This window comes from Roseomonas sp. AR75, assembly GCF_005222815.1.
Classification (GTDB): Bacteria; Pseudomonadota; Alphaproteobacteria; order Acetobacterales; family Acetobacteraceae; genus Falsiroseomonas.
In genome coordinates this window covers 109,969-127,462 of the sequence record NZ_STGB01000006.1, presented here as the reverse complement: position 1 = coordinate 127,462, position 17,494 = coordinate 109,969, and the positions used below count along the sequence as shown (strand labels likewise).

The window sequence follows — 17,494 nt, the reverse complement described above, 5'->3', positions numbered from 1 at the left end:
GCTGCGACGTCACTCCTTCCGTTTCACCAATCCTCGCGCCGCCGCACAGGCCGCGGCGCGGCAGCCGTGGCTACACCCGCATCGGCATCAGGACATACAGCGCCTCGGGCTTTGCGCTGTCGGTCACGATGGTGGGGGCGGAGCCGTCGGCGAAGCGGAACTCCACCTGCTCCACGATCTGGTCGGTGATGTCGTTCAGGTAGCGCGCCTGGAAGCCGATCTCGAGCGGCCCGGCCTCGTAGCTCACGGTGTCGCCGTCCAGCTCCTCCTGCGCCTGGCCCAGCTCCGGGCTGGCCGCGCTCAACAGCAGGTGGTTGCGGTCGACGCTCAGCTTCACCGGCCGCGACCGCTCGCTGCTGATGCCGGCCACGCGGCCCACCGCCTCGGCGAAGTCCTTCTTGCTGACCTTCAGCACCTTGTCGTTGCCGCGCGGGATCACCCGCTCGTATTCGGGGAAGGTGCCGTCGATCAGCTTGGAGGTGAGCTGCACCGGCCCGAGCGTGAAGCGGATCTTGGTGTCGGAGAGCGCGACGGCGATCTCGTCCTGCACCTCCTCGGCCAGCTTGCGCAGCTCGTTCACGGTCTTGCGGGGAATGATCACGCCGGGCATGCCGGAGGCACCCTCCGGCAGCGGCTCCTCGACGCGCGCCAGCCGGTGGCCGTCGGTTGCCACGGCGCGCAGCACCTTGGCGCCACCGGCTTCGGTCGCGTGCAGGTAGATGCCGTTCAGGTAGTAGCGCGTCTCTTCGGTGCTGATGGCGAAGCGCGTGCGGTCGATGAGTTCGCGCAACTGGCCCGCCGGCAGGGCGAAGCGGTGCGGCAGCTTGCCTTCCGTCATCGAGGGAAAGTCGTCCACCGGCAGCACGGCGAGCTTCGCGTCGAAGCGCCCGGCCCGCAGGGTCAGTTGCGCGTCGCCGCCAGGATGGTCCAGCTCCAGCTTCGCCGTCTCCGGCAGCTTGCGCACGATCTCATACAGCGTCGCCGCCGGCGCCGTGGTGCGGCCCTGGCGCGACACCGTCACGCCCGGCACTTCCTCCACCACCGCGATCTCCATGTCGGTGGCCGTCAGCTTCAGACCGCCCTCGCGCGCCTCCAGCAGGACGTTGGCGAGGATCGGGATGGTGTTCCGCCGCTCGACCACGCTCTGCACATGCGCGAGCGCCTTGAGCAGCACTGCCCTGTCCACCGAGAACTTCATGGCACCCGACTTCCCGACGTCTCGCGGCGGCCCCGGCACGGTGCCGAGGCCCGCATGGCCTCCGATCCGCCTTGCGGCGGGGTCGGGCACCTTACCAGCCGGGACTCGCGAGTTGAAGGCGGCTCAACGCCCCGGCGGCGCGGGCAGGGGCGGCAGCGGCAGGCCGGTCTCCAGCCGGATGCCGAATTTCCCGATCTGCCCCCAGGCCCGGTCGTATTGCGGCGGGCCCTTGATGGCATCCACCCGCCCCAGCGCGGCCGCCGCGCGGGCCGGCCAGTAGGGGTCGCGCAGCACGGCGCGGGCCAGCAGGACCATGTCCGCCTTGCCCTCCGCCACGATCGCCTGCGCCTGCTCAGGCTCCGTGATCAGGCCGACCGCCGCCGTCGCGATGCCCGCGCCTCCCCGCACCGCGACCGAGCCCGGCACCTGGTAGCCCGGCCCGATCGGGATCTTCTGGGCGTCCGGGTCGATGCCGCCCGAGGAGCAGTCGACAAGATCGACGCCGAGCGCCTTCACCCGCTTCGCCAGTTCCACGCTGTCCGCGGTGGTCCAGCCGCCCTCGATCCAGTCGGTATGGGAGATGCGCAGCGCCAGCGGCATGTCCTCCGGGATCGCGGCGCGGACGGCCCGCACCGATTCCACCGTCAGCCGCGTCCGCCCCTCGAAATCGCCGCCCCAGCGGTCGTTGCGGCGGTTCGAGATCGGCGAGAAGAACTGGTGCAGCAGGTAGCCATGCGCGCCATGCACCTCGATCAGCCGGTAGCCGGCCTGCACCGCGCGGCGCGCGCAGGCGGCGAACAGGCCCGGGATCGCCGCCACCTCCTCCTCCGACATGGCGCGCGGCGCGTCGAACTTGCCCATCGGCAGGTCGGAGGCCGAGACGATCTGCCACCCCGGATCGGCCGGCCCGTCGAACCAGGCCGGCAGGCGCGATCCCTTGCGCCCGGCATGGCCGATCTGGATCGCCGGCACCGTGCCGGCATGCGCCAGCGCCTGGACCAGCCGCGCATGGGCGGGAATCTGCCCATCCTCCCACAGCCCGACATCGCCCGGCGTGATGCGGCCATCGGCGGTGATGCCGGTCGCCTCCACCATCACCATCCCCGCCCCACCGATGGCGCGCTGCAGCAGATGCGCCAGGTGCCAGTCGGTCGGCTTCCCGTCGTCGGCGCAGCAATACATGCACATGGGCGAGACGCCGATGCGGTTGGCGAAGGTCACGCCGCGCAGCGTCAGCGGGTCAAACAGGTCGGTCATTCAGCGTACTCCCGGCGCCGCCGCGGAGCTCGCGACCGGCTGATTTTGCGGTGTCGCGGGCGCGTCGCCCGCTGTCCAGGGCGGCAGCCGCCCGAGCCGGCTTTCCATCACCAGCACGAAGGGCGGCGCCCAATCGGGCGCGGGCAGCACCCTTCCCGCCGTGTCGGCGGGGAAGCGCGTCAGGGTGACGGAATCCAGCACGTTGCCGCCCACTGCCTCGATCACGCCGGGCGCGGTGCGCACGACGATGTCGCAATGCATCGGCCGCGCGCGGCCGTTGTCGGCGGCAAGCTGCGTCCAGTGCTGCACGGGCCGCCGGCTGCGGTCGACGCAGAGCAGGTCGCCCGCCCGCGGCGCGTATTCCTCGGGCGCATGCGGCACGAAAGGCGCCTGGTGCGGGTAGTACCGCCACTCCGCGATCAGCCCGTCCAGGTAACGAGAATGCGTGGCGCTCGGCGGGAATTCCCGCGCATCCACCCCGGCCGAGACGAACACCCAGGACACGAAGGCCGCCGACCACGCGAAGTCGCCCCAGAGCGAGCCGCGCGGCGGCCTCGCGCCCGCCATCAGCGCCTCGTAGCGCTGGCGGTTGCGGGCGATGGCGCCATAATCGGTCGGCACGGCGCGCCAATAGGCCAGCACCCGGGGGAAGTTCTGCGGGTCGGCCTCGGGGCTTTCCTCCGACGGAGGCGCGAAAGCGTCGCGCTGCAGCCCACCCCAATCCTGCCATTCCGACAGCGCGATGCGCACCACGCGCTCCGCCGCCGAAGGCGGATAGACCACCGGCGGCGGCGGCGCGGCACAGGCGGCCAGCGCCAACAGATACAGCAGCGGGAGCGGTGGCCTCACGCCGGGGCCGCATCCGCGGGGCGGCTGTCCAGCATCAGCCGGTCGGGCGCCAGCAGCGCCAAGGTGGCAAGCGTCTGCAGCGACGCCGTGACCCCCGCCGGCCCCACCACCTCCAAAATGCCGAGCCGCGGCCGCACCAGCGGGCGCAGCAGCGCCACCGCGGCCCGGTGCAGGTCCCGCGCGCGGTTGGCCACCTCCTCGGGCAAGGACCCGCCGGCCTCCGCCGCCAGCGCCGCGCAGCCGGCGGCACGGGCGAGCAGCGCCACCCCTTCGGGGTCCGCCGCCGCATCCACCGGCGCGCCGGCAAGCAGCAGCCCCGATCCCGGCTCCGCCGCCACCGCCCCGAGCAGCCGCGCCACCAGCCGCGCCTCATCGGGCGCATCGGGCCGCACCGCCGCGCGTGCGAAGGCCAGGATCGCCAGCGCCTGCCCGCCCAGCGATGCCGGCCGGACGACCCCCGTCTCCGCGTCGCAGAGCGTCGCCAGGCGAGCCAGCAGCCGCGCCTGCAAGGCCGCGGCCTCCGCCTCGCCGGCACGGCGGAGCATGTCCGCGGCGATCGCCGCGCCGGCCAGGTCGCCAGGCACGGGCTCGGCCGCCTCGATCCGCTCGGCCTGCCGCCCCAGGAATCCGCGCAGCGCCTCCCGCCGCGCGGGCGTGGCGCGGTCATCCAGCAGCAGCGCCGCCGCGGCCGCCTGCATCGCCGCGCCCGAGGGCGGCGCCGCATCCAGGTCGAACCCCGTCCCGCCCCGTTCCATCGCCGCCGCGATGGTCGCCACGGCGCCGGCGCCGAGGAAGCGCTCCTCCTCCACCGCCAGCGTCTCCCCGGCGGCCAGCGAGACCGGCCCGTGCCGCAGCAGCAGCCAGTGCAGCACGCCGCCGCGCTGCGCCTGCGCCGTGACCGACATGACCTTCGCCGGGTCGCGCGGGCGCAGATGCAGCACCGGCGCCGCCTCCGGGAAGCCGGGACGGCCGAGGGCGAGATGCGCCACCGGCGTCGCCTGCGTCCATTTCGTCGCGCCGGGCGCGGCGGGGGGCGTCGCCTCCCGCCAGGCGCCGCCTTCCAGCAGCCGGGCCGCGCCGATCTCCAGCCCGCTGTCGTCCAGCCCGTCCACCGCCGTGGTGATGCGCACTCGGCCGAGGCGTCGCGCCGCCGTGAAGCGGGCCTTCACCCGCACCACGGGGCTGTCGCCGCGCAACTCGTAGCGCATCTCCAGCGTGCCGGCCTCGACCGGCCGCGGGCGGAGCAGCCCGGCCTCGCCGCGTATCGTGCTGACATGGTGCAGCACGATGCGGTCCACCTCCTGCACCGCGCCGGCCGAGACGATGGTCTCCTCGGCATCCACGCAGAACCGGCGATGGCCGATGCGGAACTCCACCAGGTTGCCGGTGTGCCGGATCGCGGCCCCACCCCGCAGGGCCTGCCGCACCTCGCCACGCATCAGGTCGCCGGAGAAGCGGCTGAACGGCGTCTCCGCCTCCACCGCGCCCGGGTCGTCGCGTTGCAGCGCCAGCCCGCCGGCTGCGGCGCGGCGGCTGGGGACCGGCGCGTCCGCCATCGCCATCACGAAATCCAGCAGCGCGTCGCCCAGCGCCGCATGCGCCGGCCGGATGCCCGGCTGGAACAGCAGTTCGACGGCCGCGGCATTGGCCTGGGCCGGATACAGGCTGCTGCCCAGCGTCTCCGCCACGGCGCGATGCGGCCGCCCGGCGAGCAGCACTTCGCCGACCAGCGCGCCGGCAAGCGGCGCGAGAAGGCGGTCGCGGTCGGCGTCCTGCAGCAGGTTGCGCATGACCCGACCATAATTGCCGCGCCGGGGAACGGGAAGAAGCTGGGCCGGATGCCCGTGCGTGGCTAGGCTCGCGGGATGGGCACCAACCAGGACCAGGCCGAGGGCGGCCGGCTGTTCTTCCGTTCCGAGGTTTTTTCGGCGCGCGACCCGGCACGGCGCCGCGCGCCCACCGGGCTGACGGTCACCGAAGCCGCGCGGGACATCCCCGTGCATGCCGTCGTGGACGTGCTGGTGGTGGGCGGCGGGCCGGCCGGCTGGGCCGCCGCGGTCGCCGCAGCGCGGCGCGGCGCCCGCACGATGCTGCTGGAACGCCACAACCACCTGGGCGGACTCTCCACCGGGGGCCTCGTCGTCTGGATCGACCGCATGACCGGCTGGGACGGCGAGTTGCTGATCCGCGGCCTGGCGGAGGAATTGCTGGACCGCCTGCCGAAGGAGGCGGTGGCCGGCCCGCCGCGGGAGGCCTGGGGCTCGCGCGAGGCCGCGACCGCCGCCTGGTGGGCGCTGCGCACCGCCGCCTTCCACGGCATCGTCACCCACTCCCCCACCGTCTGCCCCGAGCACCTGAAGGCCGCGAGCCTGGAGATGGCGGCGGAAGCCGGGGTGGATCTGGTGTTCCACGCCTGGGGCGCCGCGCCGATCCTGCGCGACGACGCCGTGGCCGGCGCAATCTTCGAGAGCAAGCAGGGCCGCCGCGCGGTGCTGGCGAAGGTGACGGTGGATGCCACCGGCGACGGCGACCTGTTCGCCGCGGCCGGGGCGGCCTTCGCCGAGGACATCGACACCCGCGACATCCACCACTGCATGAACACCTCCTGGGTGTTCGGCGGCGTGGACATGCCGCGCTACCTCGCCTGGCGCGGCGGGCAGCCCGAGGAATTTTCCGAGTTCGTCCGCCGCGGCAAGGAAGCGGTGGGCTTCTTCGACAAGGCCTTCGCAAGCTGGCGCGACGACGTGGCGCTGTTCATGGGGCCGCGGCTGGCAGGCTATTCCGCCGTGATGGTGGACGATCTGAGCGAGGTGGAGGTGATCTCCCACCGCCTGATGTTCCGCCACCTCGAACGCTACCGGGCGGAGGCGCCGGGCTTCCAGAACGCCTTCCCGATGCTGTCGGCGCCGCAGCTCGGCGTGCGCCATGCGCGGCGGCTGGGCGGCGTGTCCCCGGTGACGCGGGATTGCTGGGACGGCCGCATCGCACCGGACGAGATCGGCCTCTCCCCCAGCCTCGCGCCGAAATTCGCGCCCGTCTCGGTGCCCTACGGCGCCATCGTCCCGGCGGCGCTGGACGGGCTGCTGGCGCCGGGCCGGCACCTGGCCTGCGACGCCACCAGCCATTCCTTCCTGCGCGAGATTCCCCAGTGCTGGCTGACCGGCCACGCCGCCGGCGTCGCGGCCGCCATCGCGGCCGACCGCGGCGTGGCGCCGCGCGCCGTGGATGTGGCGGAACTCCAGGCCGGGCTGCGCGCGCAGGGCGCGCTGCTGCGCGAGGCCTGCCCGCCCCCTGCGCAGAACGCCGCCACCGCTGTGGCCGTCGGGTGACACCTGCCTTTCGGGGCGGCAGCTTGCATGGGATTCATGCTGGCGTCACGGCGCCGTGAGCGGCGCCGAACTAGATTGCATACCGTCAAGGCGATGCCTCGACGTTTTCTCCCGGCGGTTCCGCACATGCCGTGCGGACCTCACTTCGCCCCGGCCCCGCAAGGTGCCGGGGCTTTTTTTGCGCGCCCTCCGCCACGCCCGCAAACGGGAAGCTGCGCAGCGCGCCACCGGTGGATGGTTGGCACGGCGCAACGGTCATGCGACGCTGCCCTCGCGGCGGACGGAGACGACCATGCGAAGCCTGTTCCTGGCCCTCGGGCTGGTCGCCTCCCTCGCCGCGCCGGCCGGCGCGCAGGACAGCCGGTCCGTGACCTTCCCGCCCTACCTGCCGGCCAACCTGCCGCAATGGGCGCAGCCGCGCGCCGCGCCGCCTTCGCAGATCCCCGGAACGCTGCGCCTGCCGGCCGGCACCGGGCGCGTCGCGGCGGTCATCATCCTGCATGGCTCGGGCGGCGTGGACGGCCGGGGCGAGGCCTATGCGCGGGCCCTGCAGCAGGCTGGCATCGCCAGCCTCGAGGTGGACATGTTCCGGCCGCGCGGCATCGGCGCCGGCCAGGGCGTGGCGAACCGCCCCCGCTCCGCCGACGTGCTGCCGGACGTCTATGGCGCGGCGCGCTTCCTGGCGGCTGACCCGCGGGTCGACCCCGGACGGTTGGGCGTGATGGGCATGTCCTATGGCGGCGGGCTCTCGATCCTGGTCGCGACCGACGGGGTGCGGCGGGCCTATGGCACGGGCGGGCCCGATTTCCGCGCCGCGCTGCCGATCTACCCAGCCTGCTGGGCCTATGACGCCGGCGGCCCGGCGGCCGCGCTGGTCAACCAGGCCTTCCCCCGCATGCGCATGCTGATCCTGGCCGGCGCCGATGACGACTACGATGCCGATGGCGGCGCCTCCTGCCGCAAGATCGCGGCGGCGGGCAATGCGCAGGCGCAGGCACGGGCGCAGGTGCAGGTCTTCCCGGGCGCGACGCATGGCTGGGACACGCAGCGCCCGGCGAACTACCGCGACCCCGCCGCGGCCCGCGGCGCCGGCGGCATGGTGCGCTTCCAGCGGAACGCCGCCGTCGCGCAGGACGGAACGCAGCGGGTCGTCGCCTTCTTCCAGGCCGCCCTCACCGCCCGCTGAGCGTCGCTGCCGCGCATCGGTGATCCGCACATCCCGTGCGGACGCCAGTCGCCCCGGTGCCTTGCGGCGCCGGGTCTTTCCTTACAGCCGCCGCAGATACTCCAGCAGCGCCTGCTTCTCCACGATCGACAGCCCCGTGCCGTATTCATGCCCGCAGCGGCTGTTGCCGGAGTTCCGGTCGCTGCAATCCGTCGTCACGATCCGGCCGCGCGAGCGCGGCTGCTCCCGCGCCAGGCCGACCAGCACGGGATCATAGGCCGTGCCGACCTCGAACGCCGCCGGCCGGTTCGCCGCAGGTTCCAGCAGGTCCGCCAGCGTGGGCACGGAGCCGTTGTGCAGATAGGGCGCGGCGGCCCAGATCCCCTGCAGCACCCGCGATTCATAGGGCGCGCCGGTCGGCAACTCGGTGCGGATCGCCTGGCGCAGGCGGCGCGTCGTGACCACCGCGGCCGCCGCGCCCGCCTCGCCGGGCAGGGAGATCAGGCGGTCCGGACTCATCTGGTCGAGCCGGCCGGTGAAGGGATACTGCACGATGGCGCCGATCACCGTCAGCGCCAGCACGGACACCGCCTTGTCTGTCGTGCCCAGCGTGCCGAAGCCCGGGATGCCCTTGCCCGCCAGCACGCCGGTCTGCACCTGCCGCCCCAGCAGCCCGATCTCGCGGCTGTCCGTACCGACATCGCGGATCGTCGTCAGCCAGCTTTCGCGGGTGAGCGAGCGGAAGGCGCCGGGCTGCGGGTCGTGGCACACCGCGCAGCCGCCCTGGGCCGGATCGCGGGCGAAGATCGCGCGGCCCTGCACGGCCAGCGCATCGCTCTGCGGGGTGCGGCGGATGAAGGGCGCGCGCGGGGGGCCGATGCGCTGGATCAGCTCCTCGAGCCGCCCGAGGCCCGCGAAATTCGCGGAGTTCTGCGCCACGTAGTTCACGCGGAAGATCGGCACGCGGCGGTCGGGCACCGGGTGGAAGCTGGCGAAGACGCCATAGACCTGGCCGAGGTTGCGGATCAGCGCCAGCACGTCGTTGCCGTTCTCGGCGAAGCCCGGCCACTGCGTCTGGTCCTGCCGCGAGGCGTTCCACAGGAAGGGGTAGCGCGTCGGCGCATCCGCCGGGGCCATGTTGGATTCGATGATCCGGTCCGGCCCGGCGCCGATATCCAGCCCGGCGACGCGGTTGAAGATCATGGAGATCGCGTCGAGCCGCCCCGGCCCCCACATCCGCTCATTCGGCAGGGAGCGGTCGATGATCGTGGCGTAGCGACGCCACCAGACATCCAGCTCCCGCCGCAGCGCCTCCTTGCCGCGGAGGTCGGCGCCCGCGCCGAGCACCTCGGTCGCGAAGGCCTCGAACACCAGGTGGTCGTCCTGCACCCGCGCCACGGCGGCGCGGAGGTCGAGCAGGAAGCGCTCGAAATCCGCCAGCGCCGGCCCGCCATCGATGCGATAGGGGCGTCCCTGGATCTCGATCTCCCGCGTGTGGCAGGCGGCGCAGGTCATGCCGACCACCTGCCGCCCGGGCGGGCCGGCCAGGGTGAAGCCGACCGGCAGGCTGGCGGTCGGGTTCGTGTCGTTGACCAGGTAGCCGTAGCGGGTGAGGCGGTCGGCCAGGAACGGCTGGCCATCCGGCTGCCGCAGCGCCGCCATCCAGGCCGCCGGCATGATCTCGGAGCCCTGGTCCTGGGTGTAGAAGGCGGCGCGGTCCTCGATCCGCCACTCCGGCCCCTGGTCCACGCTCTGCCACCCGGCCGGTGGCGGCGGGCCGGGTTCCGGCGGCAGGGCGGCACAACCGGCCAGCGCCAGCGCGCCGGCAATCCCGAACATCGTGGCCCGCATGGCCTGCGCCCTCCGCTTCCCCCGCGGGAAGGTTATGGCGCGCGCGATACCCTGGCGGGTGACAATTCCGCCATGTTCGCGGGATACCCCCTGCCCGAGGGCGTCAGGCGCGCCCAGCCTTCTTGTCGGCCTCGTAGCGCGCCTTGTGCTCGGCATTGGCGGGATAGAGGCCGGGCAAAGCGAGGCCCTTGTTGACCTCCTTCATGATCCAGCCTTCCAGCCGCTCCTGCTCCACCGCGGCCTCGGTCACGGCGGCCAGCATGGCCTGCGGGATCACCACCGCGCCGTCGCCATCCGCCACCACGATGTCGCCCGGCACCACGGTCACGCCGCCGCAGCCGATCGTCTCCTGCCAGCCGACGAAGTTCAGCGCGGCAACCGAGGCCGGCGCCACATAGCCCTGGCAGAACACCGGCAGGCCGGTGCCGATCACGCCCTGGCCGTCGCGCACCATGCCGTCGGTCACCAGCCCCGCCACGCCCTTCACCTTCATCCGGGCGCAGAGGATGTCGCCGAAGATGCCGGCGGTGGTGAGCCCCATCGCATCGGCGATGGCGACGCAGCCTTCCGGCATGTCCTCGATCGCGGCGCGGGTGGACCGCGGCGAGGACCAGCTATCCACCGTCGCCAGGTCCTCCCGCGTCGGCGTGAAGCGCAGCGTGAAGGCCGGGCCGACGATGCGGGCGAAATTGCCGGGCACGATGGGCCGGGCGCCGTTCACGTAGCAGAAGCGCACGCCCTTCTTCAGCAGCACCGTCGTCAGCGTGGCGGTGGTCACGCCCATCAGGGCGGACTTGATGGCGGGGTCCATGCGCGGCGGCTCCATCGCGAAGAATGACGCGGGCTTGAAACGCCGCCGCCTCCGGCGCGTCAACCCAGGCAAGGGGCACGGACGAGACCGGGACAGGCCCGGCTTGCGTCCGATCACGATAAGGAGAGACACGCTTCCACCCGCTGAATCGCTCAAGAACAGAAAAACATCGACCGACCTCAATCGGGGTTGATCGAGAAACGCTTTGACCTTGAAGCCAGAAGCGGGCACCTACGCCAAGCCCTGCGGCGCGAGGCGCGACCGCTTGCGGCGTGCCGGCCCGCGGGCCTCGGTCGCTGGACTTCCAGTCGCACCGGCGGAAAGCCGCCCTGCGCCCGACGTTATTTATATCCTTTCGGGAAACGCCGCATCGATGCCATCCTGGGAGTAAGAGCTATTCCTGCAACCCATCCGCACGTCGCCCGAACCGACCCGGCCACGCGGCGCACGGCCGCGCCCGCGATCTACTACGCCTCGCCGCTGATGCTCGGCACGGCGGAGGCGGCGGAGGTGCATCTGGCGCGTATCGCCGATCTCGGCTTCGACACGCTGCTGATCGCGCCGCCCTGCCAGCCCGGGCTGAGTGGCAACCTCCTCGACATCGCCGATTTCGACCGGGTCCACCCCGCCCTCGGCGGCGGGACGACGCAGGACTACCTGCGGGCGCTCGCCGCCGCCGCGGAGCGACAGGGGCTGCGTCTCGCCGTGGACCTGCCGCTGCACCGCCTGGCCGCGGATTCCCCGTTGGTCGCGGCCCATCCCCGGCTGTTCCGCGCGGCCGCCGGCCGCGGCGACACGCCGCCCGATCCGCGCCGCGGCATGTCGCGCCCCGAGCGGGTCACGCCGCGCTACAACGATCCCAACTGCCTGGCCGACCTGGTCGGGCTTCTCACGCCGATTCTCGCCGGCTGGGTCGAGGCCGGGCTGGGCGGGCTGCGCGCGCTCGACCCCGACAGGGTGCCGGGGGATGTCTGGCGCGCGTTGCTCGGCCGCGCCAAGGCCCTGCGGCCCGACCTGCTCGCCATCGCCTGGACCCCCGGTCTCGGGCCGGCCGCGCTGGAAACGCTGGCCGCCGCCGGTTTCACCCACAGCGTCGGCAGCACGCCCTGGTGGGATGGAAGGGCGCCCTGGCTGCTGCGCGAATACGAAGGGCGCCGGCTGCAGCTGCCGGCCATCGGCCTGGTGGAGGACCCGGCCGGCCCGCGCCTCGCCGCCGGCCTGCCGGCGGACCCCGCCGCCCGGCGGCGCGGGCTGGAGCGGGCGGCGATGCTGGCTGCCACCACCGGCACCGGGCTGCTGATGCCCATGGGCTTCGAGCAGGGCGCCGCTCGCCCGCTCGACCTCACCGCCGACCGCCAGGCGGATTGGACCTGGCAGGAGGACCGCGGCGAGGCCGGCCCGGCCGATGCCGTCGCCGCCGCGATAAGCCTGATGCGCGCGACGGCGGCGCTGGCCATGCCCGGCCAGGCCATGCCGCTTTCCGGCCCCGGCGCACCTGTCGCGGCCTTCGCGCGCGTGGCCGGCGGCGACCTGCGCCGCGCGAACGAAGCCGCGCTGGTCTTCGCCAATGCTTACCCCAACGCCGCGGCCAGCGTGCTGCCCGATGCGGCGCTTGCCGCCTTCGACGGGCGCTTTCCCGCGCTGCGCCAGGTGCATCCCGCCGGCGCCGAGGCCGACCTGCTCGTGCCCGGCCGTCCGGTGGTGCTGGCGCCCGGCGAGGTCCGCGTCTTCGCCGGCCGCGCCGCGCAGCGCGATGCGCCCTCGCCGCCGCCGCTCCGCGCCGGGGCCGCCCGCGCCGCCGCGCGCATCGCCATCGAGCGCGTCGCCCCCGCCGCCGACGATGGCCGCTTCCCGGTGAAGCGCCTGGCGGGCGAGGCGGTGGAGGTCTCGGCCGACATCTTCGCCGATGGCCACGACCAGCTTGCCGCCGTGCTGCGCTGGCGCACGCCGGGCAGCGACGACTGGCAGGAAGCGCGCATGACCCGCGGCGAGAACGACCGCTGGACCGGCCGCCTGCCGCTGATGGCGCCCGGCCTTCACCATTTCGTCGTGGAAGCCTGGCGCGACCTGTTCGCCACCTGGCGCGACGAGGTGGAGAAGAAGCACGCGGCCGACGTGCCCATCGTGCTGGAGCTGCAGGAAGGTATCGCGCTGGTGGAGCACGCGGCCTCGCGGGCCACGGGCGCGGATGCCGAGCGCTTCTCCGCCCTGCTGCGCCGGCTCGTCGCGGCGGAGGAAGGCGGGCGGCTGCACGACCTGCTGTCGGAGGAGACGCGGCTGATGATGCGCCGCTGGGCGGAGCGCACGCAGTCGGTCCGCAGCGCGGCGGAATATCCCGTGATGGCGGATCGCCGCGCCGCCGCCTTCGCCTCCTGGTATGAGATGTTCCCGCGTTCCGCCGCGAACGACGTGACGCGGCACGGCACCTTCGACGACGTGATCGGACATCTGCCGCGTGTGCGCGCAATGGGCTTCGACGTGCTGTATTTCACGCCGATCCACCCGATCGGGCGGAAGAACCGCAAGGGCCGCAACAACACGCTGAAGGCCGGGCCCGGCGATCCCGGCAGCCCCTATGCGATCGGCGCGAAGGAAGGCGGGCACGACGCGCTGCATCCCGAACTCGGCGACCTCGCCGCCTTCCGCCGTCTCGTCGACGCGGCGGAAGCGCATGGGCTGGAGCTCGCGCTGGATTTCGCGATCCAGTGCAGCCCCGATCATCCCTGGCTGGCGGAACATCCCGGCTGGTTCGCCTGGCGGCCGGACGGCAGCATGCGCTACGCGGAGAACCCGCCGAAGAAATACGAGGACATCGTCAACGTCGATTTCTACGCGCCCGACGCCGTCCCGGGCCTGTGGATCGCGCTGCGCGACGTGATCCTGCACTGGATCGAGCAGGGCGTGCGCACCTTCCGCGTGGACAATCCCCACACCAAGCCGCTGCCCTTCTGGGAGTGGATGATCGCCGACATCCAGGCGCGCCACCCCGACACCATCTTCCTGTCCGAAGCCTTCACCCGGCCGAAGATGATGAAGCGCCTGGCGAAGGCCGGCTTCACGCAATCCTACACCTACTTCACCTGGCGCAACACGAAGCCGGAGCTGACGGAATACCTGTCGGAGCTGACCACGACGGAAGCGGCGGATTTCTACCGCCCGCATTTCTTCGTCAACACGCCCGACATCAATCCGCGCTTCCTGCAGGAGACCGGCCGCCCGGGCCACCTGATTCGCGCCGCGCTGGCCGCGACGCTGTCGGGCCTCTGGGGCGTCTATACCGGCTTCGAGCTGTGCCAGGCCGCGCCGATGCCGGGGAAGGAGGAATACCTCGACTCGGAGAAGTACGAGCTGCGCGCCTGGGACTGGGACCGCCCCGGCAACATCGTCGAGGAGGTCACCGCGCTGAACCGCATCCGGCGGGAGAACCCCGCGCTGCAGACGCATCTCGGCGTGCAGTTCCTGAACTGCTGGAACGACGCGATCATCGCCTACCGCAAGATGACGCCGGACCGCTCGAACATGGTCATGGTGCTGGTGAACCTCGATCCCTTCCGTGCGCAGGAAGCGGGCTTCGAGGTGCCGCTCTGGGAATTCGGCCTGCCCGACGACGGCGAGATCGCGGTCGAGGATCTCGTCACCGGCCATTCCTGGCGGTGGCGCGGCAAGGTGCAGCACCGACGCCTGGATCCTGCCATCCTTCCCTACGCCATCTGGCGCCTCTCCCGCCCTGGAATGAGTGCATGACCGAGACCGACCCGCTCTGGTACAAGGACGCCATCATCTACCAGGTGCATGTGAAGTCCTTCTTCGATTCCAACGACGACGGAATCGGGGACTTCGAGGGCCTGATCCGCAAGCTCGACTACATCGCCGGGCTCGGCGTGAACACCGTCTGGCTGCTGCCCTTCTATCCGTCGCCGCGGCGCGACGACGGCTACGACATCGCCGACTACCGCGGCATCCATCCGGACTACGGCACGATGCGCGACTTCAGCCGCTTCGTGGCGGAGGCGCACAAGCGCGGCCTGCGCGTGATCACGGAGCTGGTGGTGAACCACACCTCCGACCAGCACGAATGGTTCAAGCGCGCGCGCAAGGCGAAGAAGGGATCCTGGCAGCGGGACTTCTACGTCTGGGCCGACGACGACAAGGGCTTCTCCGAGACGCGCATCATCTTCCTCGACACGGAGAAGTCGAACTGGGCGTGGGACGAGGAGGCGCAGGCCTACTACTGGCACCGTTTCTACAGCCACCAGCCCGACCTGAACTTCGACAATCCCCGCGTGCTGCGCGCCATCACCGACGTGATGCACATGTGGCTGAAGATGGGCGTGGACGGGTTGCGGCTGGACGCCGTGCCCTACCTGGTGGAGCGCGAGGGCACGATCAACGAGAACCTGCCGGAGACGCACGACGTCATCAAGAAGATCCGCGCGGAGATCGACGCCCACTACACCGACCGCATGCTGCTGGCGGAGGCGAACCAGTGGCCGGAGGACGTGCAGGCCTATTTCGGCAATGCCGACGAATGCCACATGGCCTTCCACTTCCCGCTGATGCCGCGGATGTACATGGCCATCGCGCAGGAGGACCGCTACCCGATCACCGACATCCTGCGCCAGACGCCGCCCATCCCGGAGACCTGCCAATGGGCGATCTTCCTGCGCAACCACGACGAGCTGACGCTCGAGATGGTGACGGATGAGGAGCGCGACTATCTCTGGAGCACCTATGCCACGGATCGCCGCGCGCGGCTGAACCTCGGCATCCGCCGCCGCCTCGCGCCGCTGATGCAGCATGACCGGCGGCGCGTGGAGCTGATGAACTCGCTGCTGCTGTCGATGCCCGGCACGCCGGTGATCTACTACGGCGACGAGATCGGCATGGGCGACAACATCTTCCTCGGCGACCGCGACGGCGTGCGCACGCCGATGCAGTGGTCGCCCGACCGCAATGGCGGCTTCAGCCGCGCGGATTTTGCGCGCCTGGTGCTGCCGCCGATCATGGACCCGATCTACGGCTTCCAGGCGCTGAACGTGGAGGCGCAATCGCAGGACCCGCACAGCCTGCTGAACTGGATGCGCCGCATGATCGCGGTGCGCCAGGCGCATGCCGCCACCTTCGGCCGCGGCGGCTACCGCTTCCTCTATCCCGGCAACCGCAAGGTGCTGGCCTATGTGCGCGAGCATGAGGGCGAGGCGATCCTCTGCGTCGCCAACCTCGCACGCTCGCCGCAGGCGGTGGAGCTCGATCTCTCCGCCTGGCATGCGCGCGTGCCGCTGGAGCTGCTGGGCCGCACGCCCTTCCCGCCGATCGGCGACCTGCCCTATCTGCTGACGCTGCCGGCCTATGGCTTCTACTGGTTCGTGCTGGAGGATGAGCAGGCGCTGCCGCGCTGGCACAGCCCGGCGCCGGCAATGATGCCGGACCTCGTCACCTTCGTGCTGCGCGACGGTCTCACCACCGCCTTCGGCGAGCAGGACCGCGCCACCTTCGAACGCACGGTGCTGCCCGCCTACCTGCCGCTGCGCCGCTGGTACCAGGGCAAGGGCAGGCGGCTGACGGAAGCGCCCGTGACCGCCGGCGCCACGCTGAAGACCGCGGAAGGCGAGATGATGCTGATCGAGGTGCAGACCGTGCCCGACAGCACCGACCGCTACTTCCTGCCGCTGGCGGTGGTGTTCGAGGATCGCGAGCGCATCCCCGCGCTGTCCAGCCAGCTTGCCCTGGCGCGCGCGCGCCGCGGCCGGCGCGTTGGCCTCGTCACCGATGCCGTCTCGCGCGATGCCTTCGTGCGCGCCATGGTCGCCGCGCTTGCGGAAGGCACGACGCTGCCCTGCGGCAAGGGCGAGATCCGCTTCCGCCCCGCCGAGCGCCTGGCCGGGATGGCGCCGGACGGCGAAGCCGAGGTCAGCCGCTTCGGCGGCGAGCAGTCCAACACCACGCTGATGCTCGGCGAGGTCGTGCTGAAGATCGTGCGCCACACCTTCCTCGGCGAGCATCCGGAAGCGGAGATGTGCCGCTACCTCACCGGACCCGGCGGCTTCGACGGCACGCCCACCTTCCTCGGCGATGTCGTGCATGTCGAGCCCGACGGGTCGCAGCGCACGCTCGCGGTCGCGCAGGCCTTCGTGCGCAACCAGGGCGATGCCTGGTCCTGGACGCTGGCGCAGCTCAAGCGCCGGCTGGAGGATGCGCTGGTGAAGGATGCCGCGACCGAGGCGGAGGTTGCCTCCGCCGCCGTCGCGGACGGCGCACCCGATGCGTTGCCGGCCTTCCTCGCCACCCTTGGCCGCCGCGTCGCGGAGATGCACCTGGCGCTTGCGCGCGAGACCGACGATCCCGACTTCGCGCCCGAGCCGCTTCGTGAGTCCGATCTTGACCGCTGGCAGGCGGAGGCGCGTCAGGAGATGGCGGCGGCGCTGGACCTGCTCGGCGCCCGTCTGGCCGATCTGCCGGAGGCGACGCGCGGCCCGGCGGCCGCGCTGCTCGATGCCCGGGCGGCGCTGCTCCAACGCGTCGCGCAGCCGATCGAGGGCGATGCGGGCGGCCTGCAGACGCGCATCCATGGCGACCTGCATCTCGGGCAGGTGCTGGTCGCCGCCGGCGACGCGGTGATCGTGGATTTCGAAGGCGAGCCGCTGCGCCCGCTGGAGGAACGCCGCGCGCGCAGCACGCCGGCGCGCGATGTCGCGGGCATGCTGCGCAGCCTGGACTACGCCGCCGCCGCCGCGCTGCGCGACCTGACGCCGCATGCCGGCAGCGCGCCCGATCCGCGCCCCGCCGCCGTGGCGCGCTGGGCGCAGGAAGCACGCGAGGTCTTCCTCGATGCCTATCGCGCGACCATGGCGGACAGCCCCGCCTGGCCGGCCGATCCGGCGCAGCGCGACACGCTGACCGACCTCTTCGTCGCCGCCAAGGCCGCCTACGAGCTTGCCTATGAACTGCGCAACCGCCCGGCCTGGGCGATCATCCCGATCGAGGCGCTTCTGGCTCTCGCGGGCGCCGAGGCCGCCACCGTGGAGTCCGCGTGA

Annotated in this window: 10 protein-coding genes; 4 read left to right on the top strand and 6 right to left on the bottom strand. The window is 72.4% G+C overall.

Annotated elements, in window-relative coordinates; translation table 11 throughout:
* Nucleotides 1-70 precede the first annotated feature (70 nt).
* The 4 genes from dnaN to E4T13_RS30075 form a co-directional block, all read right to left on the bottom strand.
* Nucleotides 71-1,198, bottom strand: coding sequence for a DNA polymerase III subunit beta (dnaN, locus tag E4T13_RS25195; RefSeq protein ID WP_137181120.1), 1,128 nt, complete (start codon nt 1,196-1,198; stop codon nt 71-73).
* A gap of 123 nt (nt 1,199-1,321) precedes the next feature.
* Nucleotides 1,322-2,455: an NADH:flavin oxidoreductase/NADH oxidase gene (locus tag E4T13_RS25190; RefSeq protein WP_137181119.1), complete on the bottom strand. Its 1,134-nt coding sequence runs from the start codon at nt 2,453-2,455 to the stop codon at nt 1,322-1,324.
* The gene (locus tag E4T13_RS25185) at nt 2,456-3,304 is read right to left on the bottom strand and encodes a DUF2272 domain-containing protein (RefSeq protein WP_137181118.1); all 849 of its coding nucleotides are present in this window, start codon (nt 3,302-3,304) and stop codon (nt 2,456-2,458) included.
* Nucleotides 3,301-5,094 (bottom strand): hypothetical protein, encoded by a 1,794-nt coding sequence (locus E4T13_RS30075; protein WP_170985244.1) that lies wholly within the window; start codon nt 5,092-5,094, stop codon nt 3,301-3,303. The genes E4T13_RS25185 and E4T13_RS30075 overlap by 4 nt, the downstream gene beginning before the upstream one ends.
* Before the next feature lie 75 nt (nt 5,095-5,169).
* On the opposite strand from E4T13_RS30075, the gene E4T13_RS25175 reads away from it, so the two are divergent.
* Both E4T13_RS25175 and E4T13_RS25170 read left to right on the top strand, forming a co-directional pair.
* Nucleotides 5,170-6,633, top strand: a complete 1,464-nt coding sequence (locus E4T13_RS25175; protein WP_137181117.1) for an FAD-dependent oxidoreductase — start codon at nt 5,170-5,172, stop codon at nt 6,631-6,633.
* 292 nt (nt 6,634-6,925) lie between these two features.
* Nucleotides 6,926-7,819: a dienelactone hydrolase family protein gene (locus tag E4T13_RS25170; protein ID WP_170985243.1), complete on the top strand. Its 894-nt coding sequence runs from the start codon at nt 6,926-6,928 to the stop codon at nt 7,817-7,819.
* An 81-nt stretch (nt 7,820-7,900) separates the two neighbouring features.
* On the opposite strand, the gene E4T13_RS25165 is transcribed toward E4T13_RS25170, so the two are convergent.
* The gene (locus tag E4T13_RS25165) at nt 7,901-9,649 is read right to left on the bottom strand and encodes a di-heme-cytochrome C peroxidase (RefSeq protein WP_137181115.1); all 1,749 of its coding nucleotides are present in this window, start codon (nt 9,647-9,649) and stop codon (nt 7,901-7,903) included.
* A 103-nt stretch (nt 9,650-9,752) separates the two neighbouring features.
* Nucleotides 9,753-10,460, bottom strand: coding sequence for a ribonuclease activity regulator RraA (locus E4T13_RS25160; RefSeq protein ID WP_137181114.1), 708 nt, complete (start codon nt 10,458-10,460; stop codon nt 9,753-9,755).
* 483 nt (nt 10,461-10,943) lie between these two features.
* On the opposite strand from E4T13_RS25160, the gene E4T13_RS25155 reads away from it, so the two are divergent.
* Both E4T13_RS25155 and treS read left to right on the top strand, forming a co-directional pair.
* Nucleotides 10,944-14,204, top strand: a complete 3,261-nt coding sequence (locus tag E4T13_RS25155) for a maltotransferase domain-containing protein (RefSeq protein ID WP_137181113.1) — start codon at nt 10,944-10,946, stop codon at nt 14,202-14,204.
* Nucleotides 14,201-17,494, top strand: a complete 3,294-nt coding sequence (gene treS, locus E4T13_RS25150; protein WP_137181112.1) for a maltose alpha-D-glucosyltransferase — start codon at nt 14,201-14,203, stop codon at nt 17,492-17,494. Before E4T13_RS25155 ends, treS begins: the two co-directional genes overlap by 4 nt.